Raw genomic sequence first — 18037 nt, forward strand, 5'->3', positions numbered from 1 at the left:
AATAGCAGGGATATCCGATGTACACCGATTCAGATTTAGAAAATGCCGTCACTAAAGGCATATTCACGCGCGACTCCGTAGAGCGCTTCCGCAAGGACTATGAGCAACAACACGCCAGCCCCATTGTAGATGAGGAGAACTTCCGCTTAGTCAGTGGCTTTAACGATATTTTCGTGGTCGTGATCTCTGTGGTCGTACTGCTTTCATCGTTTTCTTTTTTCAATTCGATGTTTGGCGATCTGATTGGTTTTGCTGTTACGGCCTGTGCCGCTTGGGGGCTGGCGGAGTATTACATTCGTATTCGTAGAATGGCATTGCCTTCTATCGTACTTCTGCTTGCTTTTATTCCCAGCGCGACGGCAGTCATGGCGTTCCTATATTTAAGCGCGGCAGACATCAGAGATTTGCCGATAAATGACCTTGTTAAGGAAAGTGGATTTGTAATTCCGCTGTTTTCTCTTATTGCTGCGCTTGCACATTGGTTACGTTTTCGGGTTCCGGTTACCATTGCACTCATTACTGCTGCCGTGGCTGCTACGGTACTCGCCATACTGTTTACGTCGTTCCCACAACTTAGTACCTTCCTGTACCCGATGATGATGGTGGCTGGTGGTGTGGTATTTATCTTCGCCATGGGATGGGATATTTCCGATACTCGCCGGGTAACGCGTCGTTCGGATGTGGCGTTCTGGCTGCACCTTCTGGCTGCTCCATTACTAATGCATCCTTTGTTCAAGATCATTGGGGTCATGGACGGGGATGTTAGTGCCTCGGTTGCAGGAGTAATTCTCGGTGTATTCGGGGTAATTACACTGATCTCTCTGCTGATTGATCGCCGAGCTCTTATGGTCTCCTCTCTTGCCTATGTTCTTTATGCAATGAATGCTCTGTTCGATAGTTTTGGAACATTGGGGCAGCAACTCGGCCTGACAGGGTTGATTGTAGGCTGCAGTATGGTCCTGCTTACCGCCTATTGGGACAGAGCTCGAACTTCGCTGCTGAAGCCATTACCTGATAGCGTCTCCAACTATCTTCCTATGAAGTAGAGGAGCAACCAGCCTTAAACAGGCTGTTTGTCCAGCAATGTCGTAAAGAGCCTGAAAGTTACGAACTAGTCCATGGCTGGTTTGTACAAATATTGTTCTGATTTGGTTACCATTGTCCACCTAACAAATAGGCATATCGCGACACCCACCGACGTGATAGGCAATAGGAACGCCAGACGGGAACTGATTATCATGGCATTTAAGCGATTTATCTTATCGGCATCGACACTTGCGTTAATGTCATGTGGAGGCGAGGACGGCAGCAGTATTCAAGGCCCTGAAAGCCACCGCATCAGTACCTCCGTAACCGGACAAGGCACCGTCTCCCCTGAATCGGCCGACATTTCAGACGGCAGCAGCGCGCAGATGATTCTGCAGCCAGAAGAGGGCTATACGGTAGCCACCGCCAGCGGCTGTAACGGCTCGATGCAGAGCAATCTGTATTACATCAGCAGTGTGACTCAGGACTGCACCGTGAATGTTCTGTTTACTGAGGTGCAGCAAGCCCCTGCAGCGCAGGAAGAGCCTGATGAAGAAGCTCCGCGTGTTTCGGGTGCCGTCTCTGCCGGTAATGGTCTTGTGACCGTGCAGTTCAGCGAGCCGATGTCTGCTGACCTGGTCGACTCGGTCGTCAACTTCAACATTACCCGCACCGACACCCAACAGATTCTCCCGGTACTGGCTGCAAGCTTTGTCGATGATCGCCAGCAAGCCGTGCTGTTAGAAACCGGCGCTCAAATTAATACCGAATATAGACTCATCGTTGTTAACGCCTACGACGTCGCTGGCAATGCCATTGCCCCACCGGCTGAAGAAGTTGAAGTTAACCCCAATAGCGCCACTTTTGTTGGCACACGCCCGGGTGGTGATGATCTGGTCGACAGCGACGAAGACGGCCTCGCTGATTACATCGAACTCGAAGGCTGGCCGGTGATCGTTACCCGCACCGACGGCAGCACAGAAACCTTCCACGTCAGCTCTGATCCGCTCGACCCCGACACCGACAACGACGGCGTACCGGACAACGACGAACGCCACGGCGGCTTAAACCCGCTCAGCATCGACACCGACGGTGACACCCTCGATGATGATGCCGAATGGAACCGCATCTATTCAGACGGCACCAAGCAAGACACCGACGGTGACGGCATTCAGGATGGCTTTGAATACGTCTTCTTCAAAACCTCGCCGATTCTGGCCGACACCGACGGCGACCAGATGGATGACCCCAGTGAAGTCGCGTCGGGCAACCGAAACCCGTTGATCGCAGACATGCCGATCCCGGATATCGACGTGGGCTTAGTGAATCTGCAGCTGGATACCCGTTTAACCTACACAGATGAAAGCGGGCAGGTCGTTACTGAATCCAACACCAGCGAAGCCACACTGACGCAGGGTAATAACCAGACGTACTCCTCGGCTAACGAGAACTCAACCAAAGAAACGGTAGAAAATTCCGTCTCACTGACACTCAGCGCAGAGAAAGAAATCAATTATGGCGCGACCGAAGGGGGCGGCAGTGGTAGCACAAAATTCAGCGCGAGCCGGACAACGTCGTCATCAAATACCAATGAATGGGGCAGCACCGTCTCATTTGGTGAAGAGAGTAACCAGAGCGCCGAAGAGGCTTATCACGACTCGCTGACCACAGAAAATGCCCGTGATACCCGCGAGAGTATTACCCGTGAAGTCTTGGGTGCGTCGATGCGTGTCGACGTTACGGTCGCCAATGCCGGCAATATTCCATTCTCAATAAGTAACCTTGAGCTGACCGCACAAGCACAAGACCCGAATAACCGCCGCCGTATTATTCCTATCGGCTCGCTTGTGCCCGAAAACGACAACCTTGATTCAGTAAACATCGGTGCCATTGGCGAGACCGCTCGTGGGCCATTTATCTTCCGTACCGAGAACGTCTTCCCGCAAGAAATCGAAGACCTGATGAAAAACCCGCGCGGTCTGGTCGTGCAGTTAGCTAACTACGACATCACCGACGAAAACGGCAACAACTACGCCTTTACCTCACAGCAGATCCAGGATCGTACCGCTGAGATTACGTTTGATATGGGTAACGGTGAGGTTGAAAGCTACCGCATTGCTACCGCCAGTGATCATCATCCTTCGACTGGTGCACCGAATGGCATCAGCATGAAACGTGCGTTAGAGATTGCCGGTATCCGTGGCACACAGATTATCCGCGACGGCGGCAACGGTGTGGTCGAAACCGTCGCGGCACCAACCTCCGACGACCAACAACTCGAAACCGCTGGCAGCAGCGTTGAGCCGCGCAGCATTATTATTGCCGCTGGTGACGACAACAGCATCGCTACCGTACCGGGTGGCGACGATATTCTGGTAGAGCCTGATTACGCCACCGAACTGTTCGCGACCTCTGCAGTGATTATTGACGGCGGTAACGGCATCGCTGAGACCGATGTCTCCGGCGACGATGACTTAGTCAGCATCCTGAACGCCGATATCGAACCCGGCCAGGTGGTGATTCGCGCAGGCGACGACGGCGTGATTGATTCCATCCCGACTGGCGATGATATCCTCGTTGATGCAGGGCAGGAGCATTACGTACTGACACGCTTCCGCGATGTAGAAGCCATCGCCGGTGAAGCCCGCTTCTGGGTACTGTTTACCAACAACCAGAACATCGAGAACGTCGATTTCGATAATCTGCGCCTGCGCTCTGGCCAGCAATACAACTTCACCTACGTGCAGGACAAAGACCTCGACCGCGTCTGGGCGCGTGAAGAATACCTGCACGGCAGCTCAGATGAGAGCATCAATACCGACGGCTGTGACCAGGAAAATGCTCTTAAGGTGTGCGATACGCTTACCGACTACACCGAAATCAAAGAAGGCTGGATAGTACAACTGCGAGGGTCTAATCAGAGCTACCGTGTATTCTCTAATCCGGGCCAGGCCGACTCAGACCGTGATGGTTTGACCGACGACCTTGAGCGCGCCTGTGGCCTCGATCCGCGCCAGCGCGACACCGACCTCGACGGCCTGACCGATTATGAAGAAATCACCGGCCAACGCGTTGAAGGCAACATCGTCACGCCTATGGTCAGCATCGACGTCGATGACACCAGCGTGCCGTCCATGACGATTACACCGTACTTAGGCGCAGAGCCTGATCCGATTCCGGCAGACCGGGCCACCAGCGCAATCTGGGCAGAGCACCAGGTCACGGCAGAATGCCAGCAGATGCTCGAAGACAAACTCACCGGCGGCTACGCCACTGATCCGCTGAATCCAGACACCGACGGCGACTTCGTTAATGACCTCGCCGAACTGTCACTGGGCCTGCACCCGAACGACCGGGTCGACGGGGCAGACTTCCTCGATGACGACGGCGACGGCCTGGTGAACTCCGCCGAAACCAACGGCTGGATAGTGACCGAAGCTTTCTGGGGCGCAAGCCGCACCGTGACATCAGACCCAACCAAAACTGACACCGACGAAGACGGCCTGCCGGACCTGCTCGAGTTCTACCTCAAGACCGACCCACGCAGCACCGACACTGATGGTGATGGCATTAACGACGGCGATGAATACCGCAACGGCGGTGATGTTTGTGTTGCCCGTGGCAATCCATGCATTACCTTTAATCAGGCACCAGAGAACGACTACGCCGCCTTCGTGCGCGCCTGTAACCTCGCACCGGCCTGTAACGTCGCCCAGATCGAATCGACACTCGCGGCCGAGAGCCAGTACGGCACCAACCCAAGCTCCGTCGATAGTGATACCGATACACTCTACGACCGAGAAGAACTCGGTCTGCCACAAGGCGCAACGCCGCCACGCCGGATCACTATTAACGGCAGTGATATTGGCATCTTCGCATCAAACCCGCGCATCAGCGACACCGATAACGACGGCCTCAACGATCAAACGGAATACCTCGACTACACCAACCCGAACGCGGGCGATTCAGACAGCGACGGCAATTCCGATTTCTTTGAGAAATACACCTCAGGCACCAACCCACGCCAGGGCGATATCAAATTTAAAATCTGGCTCGACGGTTTTGACCTGCGCGTCAACGCTGCGACCTGGTTGGATGTCAACGCAGGGCGGACACTCACCGAATGCGACTTCCGCATATCGGTCGGTACCTTCTCGTACGATGCAACACTGCCAGCAGGCACACCGATCCCGTGCTACTACGGCGAATACATTGTTGATACCAACAACGTACTGCAGCCGGGCTTAGGCTTCCCAGCTCTGGAAGCCGACATTCAGACTAACGGCGGTAACGTTAACTACTGCTACCTCAGCATCCCGTTGGATTACGGCAAGGTTGAAGGTTCGCATTACACCACGACCTGTTCGCACAACAACGGCACCTATAACGACATCGACTTTACCGCGCGGTTCTACTTTGATCGGGTGGAGGAGTGAGTAAGGTGGAGTGAGTAAGGTGGAGTGAGTTGGTATGGGGCAGGGATGCCGGAGAGACTGAAACAGCCGCCGTTGGGCGGCTGTTTTGGTTGCGTGTCTTAAAAGTCGCCAGTTGGTTTGTTTTTGACAGCTATGGGCCCCTGCATAGAGAACGCAATATAGAAATGAACTGTCGTATCATCTCTTTCGGTAAATTCACCACTCGCTAAAATATCCCTCGACAATGCAGGACAAAATATATATTTTTTTTTCGTTCCGGTTAATTGTCCTTCTAGTTTAGCTATGTGTCCTACTTTGTCTAAATAAAAGCATCTTTTTGCACGTCTAATATAGCTAGGTATTTCGGATGCCCGTAGTTGATTGAATTCGACATCGGAGCTGGCGTAGTCGCGCAAGTGGAACAGTGATACTGCTTTATAGAATCGAAAATTTGGATTTCTTGAATGAGTATTTATTATTAGTTCGGATACATCTGAGTTAATAGCTATCCAGTCTGGTGAAGATGACGATGACCTCATTGCGTGCCACTCAAACTCCAATTCTGCACGGCACTCTACAAGTTTAATATCTAACTGATCATGATTGTCGTTTATGATTGAGCTATATTTTTCAAACTTTTCTTGGACTTTGTTAAAAGATTTACCTTTTCCTGATGAGATTGCTTGTGATAGTAGGGCTTTTATTATTACATAGAATCCAGTTTGCGTTCTTTCTGAACTATATTCAGAAATAGCTAGGTCTTCCATTTCATCTAAGTTATCTATGTTTTTGTAGATTTGTTCCTCTAGAGATCTTAGCATTTCGTAACTATCATTTTTAGAATTTACTGTGGTCCTTTCTATTAGTTTAAAAGAATCAGAAATGATTCTTACAGCATTAGCTAGAGACTCGAGAAAAGAATCTCGATCGTCATCCTTCACTTTTGCTGCTGCTTTTAAATACATGTTAGCACTTACGTGTTTATTGTGGAGGTCGAAAGGATTGCGATTTTCCGCCTCTTTTAGATGTGACTTGATTGTTTCAATGTGGGTTTTAGAGCGTTCTAGATCCTGCTCCTCGCTTAGCTGATTGACTACGCATGACGCGAGAGAAGTGTGTATATTTCCTACGTTTTCTTCTTTTTCGAGTAGGGGGTTTGTGTCGGCATCAACACTTTTTAATATCTCTTTATAAGCATCCGCTTGGCTATTTCCCATATCCCTAATCCATAGTCCTCTATGGTGTATAAGGGTTCTGTCTTCGTATGTGAGAGACTCAATAGCTATATCAAACAATTCTAGCCCTTGCTCAAAATTAAATTTCTTCTTTAAATCTTTCTTTTTTGAAATCAGGATCTCATGAGCTGTATTCACATATATTCGAGTTTCACCATCACATGAGGATAGAATATCTTTCAAGCGTTGATGCTCTCCGGTATGACTTGCGAAACCTCCATTTAGTATTTGGATAAGTACCTGAGTAACTACCTCATTCCTTGTTCTATAAGATATGGATTCTCCGTCATTATAATTCTCACCATATATCAGACCCCAAAGAGGTTTCCCTTCGCTACAAGATTCAAGCCAGGACTGGTAACTTATCCCTAGTGAGCGTACCAGAACTTCAACTGGTAGAGGCAAGCCTAGCCCCGACATTGTTGTAACTAATTCATATGCTGTTCTTGCCCACTCTTTATGTGATGAGGACTCCTTAGCAATTTCTTTCACTATGCCGTCGATACCACCGAGAGAGTAATATTCATCGGCCAAGGACTCGGAGATTGACGAACGAGTGTTGGGTAGGAGAAACCACAGAGCACATAAGGCATCCTTAGAATTCTTACTTGTTGCTGAATCTATTAGTGCTTTAGAGCTTTTTTTGTCATTAGTTGCATTTACACTAACTAGGTATTCTTCGAGTCCATTTATCTCGTTGTCGCTTAAGTCATCTGGGAAGTCGATAACGAATTCATATATGCTGTCTGGAATGGTAATTCGGTTTTCATCATTGAGAACTTCTGATGACGGCCTCTTACTATTAACAACACACCAGTTCAAAGATTCATTCGATAATACTTGGATTAACTCGTCTGATTTTTCAAATCTCTCTAAGTTTCGATCAATAAAGAATAAAATTTTAGTATCTGGCGCCCCTTTTATCGATTGTCGTATTTTCTGAATTACGGTTGCCCAGGAAGCAGGTTGGTTATATCCAATATTTCTCTTCAACCAAATGCAAAGATAGCCGTCATTTGAAAAATCGTATGCGACTCTTCTCATAACTGTTGATTTTCCTACACCAGCCTCGCCGGACAGAGTTATGAGAGATGGTGATCTTTGTTTAGAAAACTCAAGGATTTTTTCCTTAATAACTTCTGTTATATCCCTAGGGAAATCAATACATGCATTGTATGGCTCCCAGTTTAACTCAGAAGGTCTACATAAATGGTCGAGTAACTTATTTGAAGAGGAAATCGGGACGTTCTTAAAATCTTCATCCCTGGGTACGATTGCAATCCTATCGTCAATATTACTGAGTACTTTATAATTGATTCCTTCTAAGGTTCCTAACGGTAGAGATAGCTGTCTTACATCTTTCGTAGAGGTGAGCCATGTATATAAAGTTGAGTCTATAACTTCTACTTTAGTGTCGTAAGGTAGAAGAGCCCTGATTGAACTATCTTCGCTGCAAGGATCTCCTTTAAAAAATACAAGTTTAGATGGTAACCCTGGACTGAAATATAATAACTCGTTTAAAAGATCTTTTACGAAATCCCTGTCACCATTGGTGCCCATGAAAACCATCGGTGATGCTTTATTGTAGTCGGGGAACGTTGCTAGTAGCTTCCTCCACTCACGTCTCTTTTTTAAGTACTCAGCTTCGGTTAGACACAATTCATTTCCTGGCCTTGTGTCTCTCAAATCTCCATAGAGTGCGTAGTATGGGGTTGAGTTGGCAGGTGCTTTTGATGTCACTCCACTTATTGTTGTAATCGTTCTAGTTGATGAGCTTCGATTTATTTCTTCGTTTATTGCATCTAAAACTCTTACGTCTAGAGTCAATGATATTACTGATTTCCAAGGTTTTTGAGATATTTTCGTTACTAATTCTGACTTCGGCGAGTTGTGTATTATTCGGTCAATTTCTGACTTTATGGTTGATTTTTGAACTCCAAGGTCTATTAATAAAGAAACTGTCTTGAAGAGATTTTCCTGAGGCTTCGAATCGGGAGAGAATTTTTCTTGTAATGATTTGTTTATCGCATCTAACCGGATATCGGCCGCGCAAGCACCGCTTCCAAGTACTAAACTGTATCCAGTGTCAAAATTCATATGGTATTTCCCTGTATATTTTTAGTAAAAGTATTTGAAGGCGTGAGTTCTAATAGATAATTTCCGATTCCAGTATCATTCTTACCTTCTATTGCCTCGTGCATTTCCACTAAGAGTACGGCTGAGCTAAGTTCCGGGTTTATCATTCCTTTTACTTTCCCAGTAGTTTTGTTTAATAATATTGATGTTGATGGTGCTATGTGAATGGAGTTAGGAAGATTTTCTAAATCTATATCCCTTGCTATATCAATTACATCATCAACTATTGATTTTATGTCGTTCGTCTTTGATGTGGATTCGTGAAAGAAAAATATCGATGACCATACTTCGAAATTTCTATGATCTTGTTCACCGTTATAGGATATAGCCTGATATGATTTGCAAATTGACTTCATGGCATCTGATAGAATTCTTTTTGAGTACGTAGATTTGACCTCGATAATTCCTTTTGCCATTTCTGGCGGTATTATCAACAACTCTTTTTCAATGAGTAGTGGAATACCTGAGTTAGGTTTGCTTATCAATACGTCTATTTCTCCCGACGGGGAATGATTTGTTAGAGGAACTACAAAACCTGTCGAAAAAATAAGTGACCCCAAACTATGCTTTTCTAGGAAGTTTGTTAATATCTGCTCTTTATATTTTCCATCGCTCAACCAGTGTGCGTCTCCTATGAGGCTTCGCACTCTTTCTTTAGTACTTTCAAACTCTGTAGACCAGCTCGCTAATAGACTGTATGTGTTTCTTTCCATGATTAATAGCCCCAAATTACATTGTGAGAATACAACTTCCTATATCCCTGTCAATAATTGGACGTACTAATTTCACTTCTTTAAATCAGAGTTTCTACAGTTATAGTATCGTGACCCAAGTGATATAGTATCATCTTAGGATAAGAGTATCGGCTTTAGACGAATAGTATTTGGAGGTACAATGATAAACCAAAGACCAGAACTCCCAAACCACCTGTCCATCAACCCGCGCAGCCCACACTTCGTTGAAGAATGCTTCGAGCACGACATCGGCATTCGCTTCAAGGGCAAAGAGCGCACGGACATTGAGGAATACAACATCAGCGAAGGTTGGGTGAAGATTTCTTCTCCAACGACTAAGGATCGCTTTGGTCGTCCGCTGCTGATCAAGCTGAAGGGTGAGGTTGAGGCTTTCTATAAGTAAGCCTCTGAGCATAGCGCTGGGTTCCCGCCTTCGCGGGAATGACAGGCTACTACGCTGGATTTCTGCCTTCCTGGGAATGACCGTTCAATGCGTTGAATTTCCACCTTCGTAGAAATGACAGAAGGCTTCTCCCCTCTAGAGAATGGTAATAAAGAAACCGCCTGTTGGCGGTTTCTTTGGTTTTATAGGTCGTATTACCGGTGTCAGCAATATAGAGCATTACGCCCGGGAACCCGTAGGCGGGTTGTTCCAACCCGTATCGCCAAAGCTTCGCGTTTAGCTCCTACAGGATTAGCTCTGCTGGTCTGAAGCGTTTTTTGCAGAATCGCCATCAATATCGTGAATCTTTTTGAGCATGTCGTCTGCTAACCACTTGGCTTCGGCAACGACTTCTGGCTTTTCGTTTTTGATGATGTCTTCGAGAGTTCTGTTCATGGTTCACGCATCTCTGACGTGGTGTTTATATTTTGAACAGTTTAACCGAGAGAGCGGTGTTTGCAAAATAGGGCTTTAGATGATGAGGCCCGAGGTGGACAGTGCCCACTTTGCGGAGGTGAGCACGGCGCTGGGCTCCCGCCTTCGCGGGAGTGACAGACTTCTAGCTACCTAGTGCAACTAATTCTTCTTGCGCGAAGGCAACGAGCGAGCTGTATTCGTTCTCGCGAATCAATTGCTCGATTATCTCTGGGTTGATGTTGAGGTAGTCGTGGACGAGAGCGTTTCGCATACCGATGATTCGCTTCCAGTTGATGCTTTTCATAGAAGCTACGTCATGCTCAGAAAGCCGCTCGAAAGCTACATACGCGTTGTCAGGAGCAGGATAGCCGAGTTGTTTGCATCGGTGCTTGGCGATGCCGATGCAGGCCTCAACCAAAGTTTGGATTAAGCGTTCGCTGGCTTTTGCTTCGTATCGGCTCATTGGGCGTTCGTTGAGAATTGTTGTAAGACCTTTGAGGTCAGCTTCAATTTCCGCAATGTGCGCTTTCATTGAAAGCAGGTAGGTATTTTCCATTGCTAATTCCCGGTTTAACCAAACTGTTGATAATGGTGAAGGTGATCGATCTCCCACTTCGACATTATTTTTCCACTGACTTCAAATTCATGAGCAGGGTTTTTATTTACGAGCAGTTTCCCGGTTTTCAAAACTGACATGGCAAGTGGTACGGGCCCATTTTCCAGGTCTAATAAGGAAAGGCTGCCTTCTGGTAACTCCAGTTTATTAGCCCAGTCGATAGCCAATATCTCAGGTCTCAGACGTCGGGCTACGACGTCAGTATCGGTATTTTTGAATATCACTGCCAGATCAATGTCGCTGTTTTCCTGTGCAGATCCTTTGGCGTGAGATCCGTATAAATAGAGCGTATCTACCTCGTCTGTTGCATTGGCATGTTTAATTATGTCTGGCAGAAGCTGATCAAACTTACCCATGTTCACACCCTTGCTGATGAGAGCACATCAACACGGTCCTCTGTGATGTATGGCTTCAGCTCTTCGCGGACTGCTTTCTCTGTGACCAGGTCTACAGGGCTACCCAGGGCTTCTTCGAGGTAGAACTGTACACCGAAGAATTGTTTGGACGTGGCTTTGCCATCGAAACCGACGAGGATGTCGATATTGCTATCCTCGCGGGCATCGTTACGTGCCGTTGAGCCAAAAAGCGCGAGCGTAGTCAGGCCGTACCGTTCCTGAAGGACGGGTTTGCAGCGGGACAATATGTCGAGTGCCTGTTCGCGGTTCATATACTTAGCCGATGTACGTGTTTTGATCAGTTTAACCGACAGGGCGGTGTTCGCAAAATAGGGCTTTAGATAGGGTAGGCCGTAGGCGGATTGTTCTAACCCGGTTCGCCAAAGCTTCGCGTTTGGCTCCTACAAGGGATGGCAGTAGCCTGAAATAAGCGAGGTATAAAAAACGCCAGGTCTTTGCAGAGCTGGCGTTTTTGTTTTCAGAGCAGCTTCGCTGATTACAACGCTTTGATCTTTTCGATCTGGTCGTTGAGTTTGGCGATATCACGCTCAAAGCCGGCGGCTTTTTCTTTCTCTTTTTCGATCACGACTTCTGGTGCTTTATCAACGAACCCTGGGTTACCCAGTTTGTTCTGTACGCGCTCCAGGTCTTTGCCGAGTTTGTCGATAGACTTGGTCAGGCGTGCCACTTCTGCGTCTTTGTCGATGAAGCCAGCCATGGGTACGAGTACTTCCATGTCGCCAACCAGTTGGGTGACAGACATTGGTTCTTCGTCGCCTTCGTTCAGCCAGGTCAGTTTGTTGAGCTTGGCGAGTTTCATCAGGAAGGCCTGGTTTTCTTCGGCGCGGCGGAAGTCTTCGTCGCCGCCGTTTTTGAACTGCAGTTCGAGTTCAAAGCCTGGGGCGATGTTCTTCTCGGCGCGGACGTTACGCACGGCGGTAATCACGTTCTGCAGCCATTCGATGTCGGCTTCGGCCTCGGCGTCGATCAGGGCGTCCTGAGCTTCTGGGTAAGCGGCGAGCATGATGGTGTCGCCTGATTTACCCGCCAGGTCTTTCACCTGATGCCAGATAGACTCAGTGATGAACGGGATGATCGGGTGTGCCAGTCGCAGAATGGCTTCGAGTACGCGTACCAGAGTACCGCGGGTGCCGCGCTTTTCTTCTTCAGTAGCGTTCTCATCCCACAGAACTGGCTTAGACAGCTCGAGGTACCAGTCGCAGTATTCGTTCCAGATGAATTCGTACAGCGTCTGTGCGGCCATGTCGAAGCGGTACTGGTCCATGTGGCGGCGTACTTCGCTTTCGGCGCGCTGCAGGCGGGAGATGATCCAGCGGTCTGCCAGTGACAGGGCAGCGTCTTCTCCGTTCACGCCGCACGCGGCTTTCATGGCGTCGGTGATTTCAATGAGACCACCGTTTGCATTTTCTACGGCTTCTTCGCCCGCCACAGACAGCATCACGTAGCGTGAGGCGTTCCACAGCTTGTTGCAGAAGTTACGGTAGCCTTCGAGGCGCTTCATGTCCCAGTTGATGTCACGGCCGGTCGAGGCCATGGCAGCCAGGGTGAAGCGCAGGGCGTCGGTGCCGTGTGGCGCGATGCCTTCCGGGAATTCTTTCTGAGTGCGCTTGCCGATTTTCTCAGCCAGTTGTGGCTGCATCATGTTGCCGGTGCGCTTCTCGAGCAGGTCGTCCAGTAAGATACCGTCGATCATATCCAGCGGATCGAGGACGTTACCTTTCGATTTGGACATTTTCTGGCCGACTTCGTCACGGATCAGACCAGTCACGTACACGGTTTTGAACGGTACTTGCGGTTTGCCATCGTCGTCTTTAATGAAGTGCATGGTCATCATGATCATGCGCGCCACCCAGAAGAAGATGATGTCGAAGCCGGTGACCAGCACGTCAGTCGGGTGGAAGTCGAGCATACGCTTGGCAACTTCCGGGTCGTCCAGGTTTGGCCAGCCGAGTGTACCGAAGGTCCACAGAGCGGAGGAGAACCAGGTATCCAGGACGTCTTCGTCCTGAACCAGTTCTACGTCGTCAGCGAGCTTGTTGGCAGCGCGTACTTCGGCTTCGTCGTGGCCAACGTAGACGTTACCTTCTTCGTCGTACCAGGCTGGGATACGGTGACCCCACCACAGCTGACGGGAGATACACCAGTCCTGGATGTCGCGCATCCAGCTGAAGTACATGTTTTCGTAGTTCTTAGGTACGAACTGAATATCGCCGTTCTCTACCGCTTCAATCGCTGGCTTGGCCAGTGTCTTAGCGTCGACGTACCATTGGTCGGTGAGCATTGGCTCGATCACTACGCCACCACGGTCGCCATACGGCACGGTGAGGTCGTGGTCTTTGATTTCGTCGAGCAAGCCCGCTTCTTCGAAGTCAGCAACGATGGCTTTACGCGCAGCGAAGCGCTCCATGCCACGGTATTTTTCTGGAATGCTGGCTTTTACGTCGTCGTTGACGCTGCCGTCGGTGTTGAATACCTGCGGCACGTCACGCACGTCGGCGTTGAAGGTGAATATGTTGATCATTGGCAGGCTGCAGCGTTTACCAACTTCATAGTCATTGAAGTCGTGCGCTGGGGTGACCTTAACGGCACCGGTGCCTTTGTCCATGTCGGCGTGTTCGTCGCCCACAATCGGAATACGACGGCCAACCAATGGCAGGATGATGTCTTTACCGATCAGATCTTTGTAGCGCGGATCTTCCGGGTTAACGGCCACACCGGTGTCGCCCAGCATGGTTTCCGGACGAGTCGTCGCAACCACGATGTAGTCTTTGCCTTCAGAGGTTTTCAGACCATCGGCCAGCGGGTAGCGCAGGTGCCACATATGACCTTTCTTGTCTTTGTTTTCGACTTCGAGGTCAGAAATGGCGGTGTGCAGTTTCGGGTCCCAGTTGACCAGGCGCTTACCACGATAAATCAGGCCGTCTTTGTAGAGGCGGATGAAGACTTCCTGAACGGCTTTATAGAAGCCATCGTCCATGGTGAAGCGTTCGGTGTCCCAGTCAACGGAGTTACCGAGTCGACGCATCTGTTGGGTGATGGTGCCACCGGAGTGTTCTTTCCATTCCCAGACTTTCTCGAGGAACTTTTCACGGCCGAGCTCGTGGCGGTCTGGCTGGTTTTCAGCGGCGAGTTTGCGCTCAACGACCATCTGGGTCGCAATACCTGCGTGGTCGGTACCGACCTGCCACAGTGCTTTCTGACCCTGCATACGCTTGTAGCGGGTGAGGGCGTCCTGGATGGTGTGCTGGAAGGCATGACCCATGTGCAGGGAACCGGTGACGTTCGGTGGTGGGATCATGATGGAGTAACCTTCGCCGGTCAGTCCGTCCTGATAAGGCTTGAAGTAGCCTTTCTCTTCCCACTCTTTGTACCAGGTTTGTTCGATTGCGCTGGGTTGGTATGTCTTATCCATTACTCGCTGCTACTCATTTTGGATATTAGAAAAATGGGCCGCAGTATACCGGATTAGTGCACCGGTGGGCAGGGAGGAAAGAAGACTGATTTACTCAGTCTTCTTCAGACGATGAAGGGGCGATTCAGGTGTCTTCTTTGCCGTTGAGCATGTCGCGCACGCGGGCACGAAGGCGGCTTTTAACCATGGGTATCAGCTCTTCAACGAGTTCATCAACCATGCGCTCACGTTGAAGCAGGGAGGTTAGCGATGCCGTAGTCTCGGCCATGTTAGCATCGAGTTCAGCGCGTTTTGAGGACAAGGCTGTTTCGCTGGCGCCCGGAAGTGGTGCCATTGCGGGTGACTCGGTTTCCTGGCCGCGATTTATCTTCTCGAGAATCTGGTTCAGCGGGCTCAGGCCGCTGGGAGGAGTTTGTTTAGGTGCTGATTGCTCTACTTTGGGCGCTTCGGGTGAAGGTGCCTGAGGTTTTGGAACTGCACGCAGAGACGACGGCTGAGAGGCAACGTCATTCACCGTTGGGATATCTGTTACCGTTGGGATGTTGCTGAGATCGAGGCTCGGGGGTTCGCTCACAGTCGGGATGTTGCCGTCAAAGAGGTCATCCAGAACCGGAATGTCATCCGCAGAGGAGCCAGATGAAGTCGGGTTATCAAGCACCCGTTGCAACATCTCGAGTTCGGCCAGAAGGTCTTTAGGCTCTTCCTTGTTTTTCATCAGCTCATTCTCATATCGTTGTGCGTCACCGGATATCCCCGATCTTTCAGAAACCGGAAGTGTTGGCGCGTGTAGGCCAGAATATCGTCTTTCTGAACGACAATTTCTACCAGTCTTTCAAAACGGCTGAAAAAAGCCGGTAATTCAGCGCTCAGGTTAATAATGACATCGTGGTGATGTCCGGGTTCCTGAGCCCAACCAATGCTTACCGGGCAGTCGACAGGTGCGTCTTTGGCTGTCAGCAGCGCGTGCGGTATAAAGGCGTCTGCACGGAATTGCCAGAGCATATCATCGAGTTCTCTGGCTTTCTGCTCATTGTCCACCTGAAGCAGGATTTTATGACCCTTCTGCTGAATCTGTTCTACCAGCCGACAAGCGAAGAACCACTGATCATGGTCTGCCTGGCCACCTAGTATGTAGAAGTCTGCTCGGGTCATTACGAATCTTTCTGCCTGCGGAACCGGTGTAATACTACGTCGATTTCGAGTGTCAGTGAATCAATTGTCTGGAGTTTTTCTGCGCGTTCCGGACTGACCTTCCAGCGATGCGGTGTCATATTGAACAATGCGACCAGAGGATCACCACCGGGCACCGTTACTTCGTAGGTCAGCTTTTGCTCATCCACGGCGATGAACCTGGCATCTGCCATCTTTGCAACCGGCGAAAAACTCTCAGCCTTAACCTCATCGTAGATGACTTCCCGCAGTTGCATCAAATGCTGCGGCCCGGTGTTCACGGTAATGATTTCACCGTCATCCGCGAGGGCATGATCCAGGCCCTGAGGCATGAGTGGGGTAAACAAGCTGATGATGGTCTTTATACTGCGGGCGGAAACCGGAGGCCGAGCGCCACTGGCGACCAGCCAGCGGATATCTTTTGTACGTCGGCAGGCGCCTTTGATGGCTTCGCGGGAGATATCCAGACCGGTAATTTCAAGTTGCGGCTTCTGTTGCTTGAGGCGTTGGGTGTAATAGCCCTCACCGCAACCAATATCGAGTACTGGGCCGGTGTTCACCAGCGCATTCAGAGCGTCTGAAATCGGCTCGTAAATCGCAGAATCGAGAAACGCCGTGCGTGCACGGACCATGTCGACGTCGTCGCCCGGATTTTTCGATTTCTTATGGTTCACCAGCAGCAGGTTGATATACCCCTGTTTGGCCGTGTCGTAACTATGGCGATCAGGGCATTGCCACTGCTTGCCGTTGGCAGTCAGTGGCTGTTCGCATTTCGGGCAGATGAGCCCGGAGGCAGATTTGTTCATCAGGCGAGTAATTCAACCAACATGGCTTCGTAGATATCGGTCAGGGCATTCAGGTCATCGGCGCTGACATGCTCATTAACCTGATGAATCGTCGCATTGATTGGGCCTAGCTCAACGACCTGAGCCCCCGTAGGCGCGATAAAACGGCCATCAGACGTACCGCCTGAGGTTGATAACTCGGTGTCGCGACCGGTGACGTTCTTAATCGCGGCAACCGCGGCTTCCACTAACGCACCTTTATCAGTCAGGAAGGGTTGGCCGCTGAGTTTCCAGTCGATGTCGTAGTCGAGGCCGTGCTTGTTGAGGATGGCTTCGGTACGTTCCTGCAGAATTTCTGCGGTGAGTTCCGTTGAAAAGCGGAAGTTGAATACAACTTCGCAGGTTCCCGGGATGACGTTTGTTGCGCCAGTTCCTGAGTTGATGTTTGAAATCTGGAAGCTCGTCGCCGGGAAGAAGTCATTTCCGTCGTCCCATTTTTCTGCCGCCAGCTCGGCTAACGCAGGCGCTGCCATATGCACCGGGTTCTTCGCCAGGTGGGGGTAGGCAACGTGGCCCTGCTTGCCTTTTACTGTGAGGACACAGCCCAGTGAGCCACGACGGCCGTTCTTGATGACATCGCCTACGAGCGTAGTGGAAGATGGCTCACCAACAACGCACATATCGATCTTCTCGTTACGGGCTTCGAGGGTTTCGATGACTTTGACGGTGCCGTTGTGCGCAGGGCCTTCCTCGTCTGAGGTAATCAGGTAGGCGATCGAACCTTTGTGATTCGGGTATTTCTCAACGAAGCGCTCTGTTGCGACCAGAAACGCAGCAAGCGAGCCTTTCATGTCGGCGGCGCCTCGGCCATGCAACATCCCGTCGATGATTTTTGGCTCGAATGGCGGGTTATCCCAGTTGGCTTCCGGGCCTGTAGGAACAACATCGGTATGACCCGCAAAGCACACCACTGGTTGACTGTCGCCTTTACGCGACCAGAAGTTGTCGGTGTCTCCGAAGCGTAACGGCTCGTTGTTGAATCCGATGGCGGCGAGGCGCTCCATCATCAATGCCTGACATCCCTCATCTTCAGGAGTTACGGATGGGCGGGCGATCAGATCAACGGCAAGTTGCAGCGTCGGTGTCATGGTGGTTCCTGCGTTTTTGATGTTAGTTACTGTGATTCAGAGGCGTGAATCATATCACACAGGGCATAACTAAGGCGTTTGTTCG

At 49.9% G+C, this 18037-nt stretch carries 14 protein-coding genes; 3 read left to right on the forward strand and 11 right to left on the reverse strand.

Annotation, left to right across the window (positions count from 1 at the left end; translation table 11 throughout):
• The first annotated feature begins 17 nt into the window (after positions 1–17).
• A complete protein-coding gene (locus tag B3007_RS04160; protein ID WP_301378388.1) occupies positions 18–1046 on the forward strand; it encodes a hypothetical protein in 1029 nt (342 codons plus the stop codon).
• 192 nt (positions 1047–1238) lie between these two features.
• Positions 1239–5462, forward strand: a complete 4224-nt coding sequence (locus B3007_RS04165; RefSeq protein WP_301378390.1) for a hypothetical protein — start codon at positions 1239–1241, stop codon at positions 5460–5462.
• A 98-nt stretch (positions 5463–5560) separates the two neighbouring features.
• Here the strand turns inward: B3007_RS04165 and B3007_RS04170 are convergent, their stop codons facing one another.
• Entirely contained in the window at positions 5561–8773 is a 3213-nt protein-coding gene (locus B3007_RS04170; RefSeq protein ID WP_301378392.1) for an ATP-binding protein, read from the reverse strand.
• Positions 8770–9525, reverse strand: a complete 756-nt coding sequence (locus B3007_RS04175; protein ID WP_301378394.1) for a DUF6602 domain-containing protein — start codon at positions 9523–9525, stop codon at positions 8770–8772. The genes B3007_RS04170 and B3007_RS04175 overlap by 4 nt, the downstream gene beginning before the upstream one ends.
• 181 nt (positions 9526–9706) lie before the next feature.
• On the opposite strand from B3007_RS04175, the gene B3007_RS04180 reads away from it, so the two are divergent.
• Complete coding sequence (locus tag B3007_RS04180; RefSeq protein ID WP_301378396.1) at positions 9707–9949, forward strand: DUF3297 family protein; 243 nt, start codon at positions 9707–9709, stop codon at positions 9947–9949.
• Between the two features lie 291 nt (positions 9950–10240).
• On the opposite strand, the gene B3007_RS04185 is transcribed toward B3007_RS04180, so the two are convergent.
• The 9 genes from B3007_RS04185 to dapE form a co-directional block, all read right to left on the reverse strand.
• The gene (locus B3007_RS04185) at positions 10241–10384 is read right to left on the reverse strand and encodes a hypothetical protein (protein ID WP_297532932.1); all 144 of its coding nucleotides are present in this window, start codon (positions 10382–10384) and stop codon (positions 10241–10243) included.
• Between the two features lie 163 nt (positions 10385–10547).
• Positions 10548–10961, reverse strand: coding sequence for a type VII toxin-antitoxin system HepT family RNase toxin (gene hepT, locus B3007_RS04190; protein ID WP_297532933.1), 414 nt, complete (start codon positions 10959–10961; stop codon positions 10548–10550).
• Positions 10962–10975: 14 nt separating this feature from the next.
• Positions 10976–11377, reverse strand: coding sequence for a type VII toxin-antitoxin system MntA family adenylyltransferase antitoxin (gene mntA / locus B3007_RS04195; RefSeq protein ID WP_301378399.1), 402 nt, complete (start codon positions 11375–11377; stop codon positions 10976–10978).
• A 2-nt stretch (positions 11378–11379) separates the two neighbouring features.
• Positions 11380–11688, reverse strand: a complete 309-nt coding sequence (locus B3007_RS04200; protein WP_301378401.1) for a nucleotidyltransferase family protein — start codon at positions 11686–11688, stop codon at positions 11380–11382.
• A 224-nt stretch (positions 11689–11912) separates the two neighbouring features.
• Positions 11913–14849, reverse strand: a complete 2937-nt coding sequence (locus B3007_RS04205; protein WP_301378403.1) for a valine--tRNA ligase — start codon at positions 14847–14849, stop codon at positions 11913–11915.
• Between the two features lie 124 nt (positions 14850–14973).
• Positions 14974–15564, reverse strand: a complete 591-nt coding sequence (locus tag B3007_RS04210; protein WP_301378405.1) for a hypothetical protein — start codon at positions 15562–15564, stop codon at positions 14974–14976.
• Positions 15564–16001 (reverse strand): DNA polymerase III subunit chi, encoded by a 438-nt coding sequence (locus B3007_RS04215; protein WP_301378407.1) that lies wholly within the window; start codon positions 15999–16001, stop codon positions 15564–15566. The genes B3007_RS04210 and B3007_RS04215 overlap by 1 nt, the downstream gene beginning before the upstream one ends.
• Positions 16001–16825 (reverse strand): putative RNA methyltransferase, encoded by an 825-nt coding sequence (locus tag B3007_RS04220; protein ID WP_301378409.1) that lies wholly within the window; start codon positions 16823–16825, stop codon positions 16001–16003. The genes B3007_RS04215 and B3007_RS04220 overlap by 1 nt, the downstream gene beginning before the upstream one ends.
• Positions 16825–17952: a succinyl-diaminopimelate desuccinylase gene (gene dapE, locus B3007_RS04225; RefSeq protein WP_301181067.1), complete on the reverse strand. Its 1128-nt coding sequence runs from the start codon at positions 17950–17952 to the stop codon at positions 16825–16827. The genes B3007_RS04220 and dapE overlap by 1 nt, the downstream gene beginning before the upstream one ends.
• Between the last annotated feature and the right edge of the window lie 85 nt (positions 17953–18037).

It is taken from the genome of Thalassolituus sp. UBA675, assembly GCF_002297765.1.
In the GTDB taxonomy this organism is placed as follows: domain Bacteria; phylum Pseudomonadota; class Gammaproteobacteria; order Pseudomonadales; family Oceanobacteraceae; genus Thalassolituus.

Excerpts from the sequence above, each read along its gene's own strand:
- B3007_RS04210 (WP_301378405.1), bottom strand. The coding sequence starts at position 15,564 with ATGAAAAACAAGGAAGAGCCTAAAGACCTTCTGGCCGAACTCGAGATG.
- B3007_RS04215 (WP_301378407.1), bottom strand. The coding sequence starts at position 16,001 with ATGACCCGAGCAGACTTCTACATACTAGGTGGCCAGGCAGACCATGAT.
- dapE (WP_301181067.1), bottom strand. The coding sequence starts at position 17,952 with ATGACACCGACGCTGCAACTTGCCGTTGATCTGATCGCCCGCCCATCC.
- B3007_RS04165 (WP_301378390.1), top strand. The coding sequence starts at position 1,239 with ATGGCATTTAAGCGATTTATCTTATCGGCATCGACACTTGCGTTAATG.
- B3007_RS04180 (WP_301378396.1), top strand. The coding sequence starts at position 9,707 with ATGATAAACCAAAGACCAGAACTCCCAAACCACCTGTCCATCAACCCG.
- B3007_RS04220 (WP_301378409.1), bottom strand. The coding sequence starts at position 16,825 with ATGAACAAATCTGCCTCCGGGCTCATCTGCCCGAAATGCGAACAGCCA.
- hepT (WP_297532933.1), bottom strand. The coding sequence starts at position 10,961 with ATGGAAAATACCTACCTGCTTTCAATGAAAGCGCACATTGCGGAAATT.
- mntA (WP_301378399.1), bottom strand. The coding sequence starts at position 11,377 with ATGGGTAAGTTTGATCAGCTTCTGCCAGACATAATTAAACATGCCAAT.
- B3007_RS04160 (WP_301378388.1), top strand. The coding sequence starts at position 18 with ATGTACACCGATTCAGATTTAGAAAATGCCGTCACTAAAGGCATATTC.
- B3007_RS04200 (WP_301378401.1), bottom strand. The coding sequence starts at position 11,688 with ATGAACCGCGAACAGGCACTCGACATATTGTCCCGCTGCAAACCCGTC.
- B3007_RS04205 (WP_301378403.1), bottom strand. The coding sequence starts at position 14,849 with ATGGATAAGACATACCAACCCAGCGCAATCGAACAAACCTGGTACAAA.
- B3007_RS04175 (WP_301378394.1), bottom strand. The coding sequence starts at position 9,525 with ATGGAAAGAAACACATACAGTCTATTAGCGAGCTGGTCTACAGAGTTT.
- B3007_RS04185 (WP_297532932.1), bottom strand. The coding sequence starts at position 10,384 with ATGAACAGAACTCTCGAAGACATCATCAAAAACGAAAAGCCAGAAGTC.
- B3007_RS04170 (WP_301378392.1), bottom strand. The coding sequence starts at position 8,773 with ATGAATTTTGACACTGGATACAGTTTAGTACTTGGAAGCGGTGCTTGC.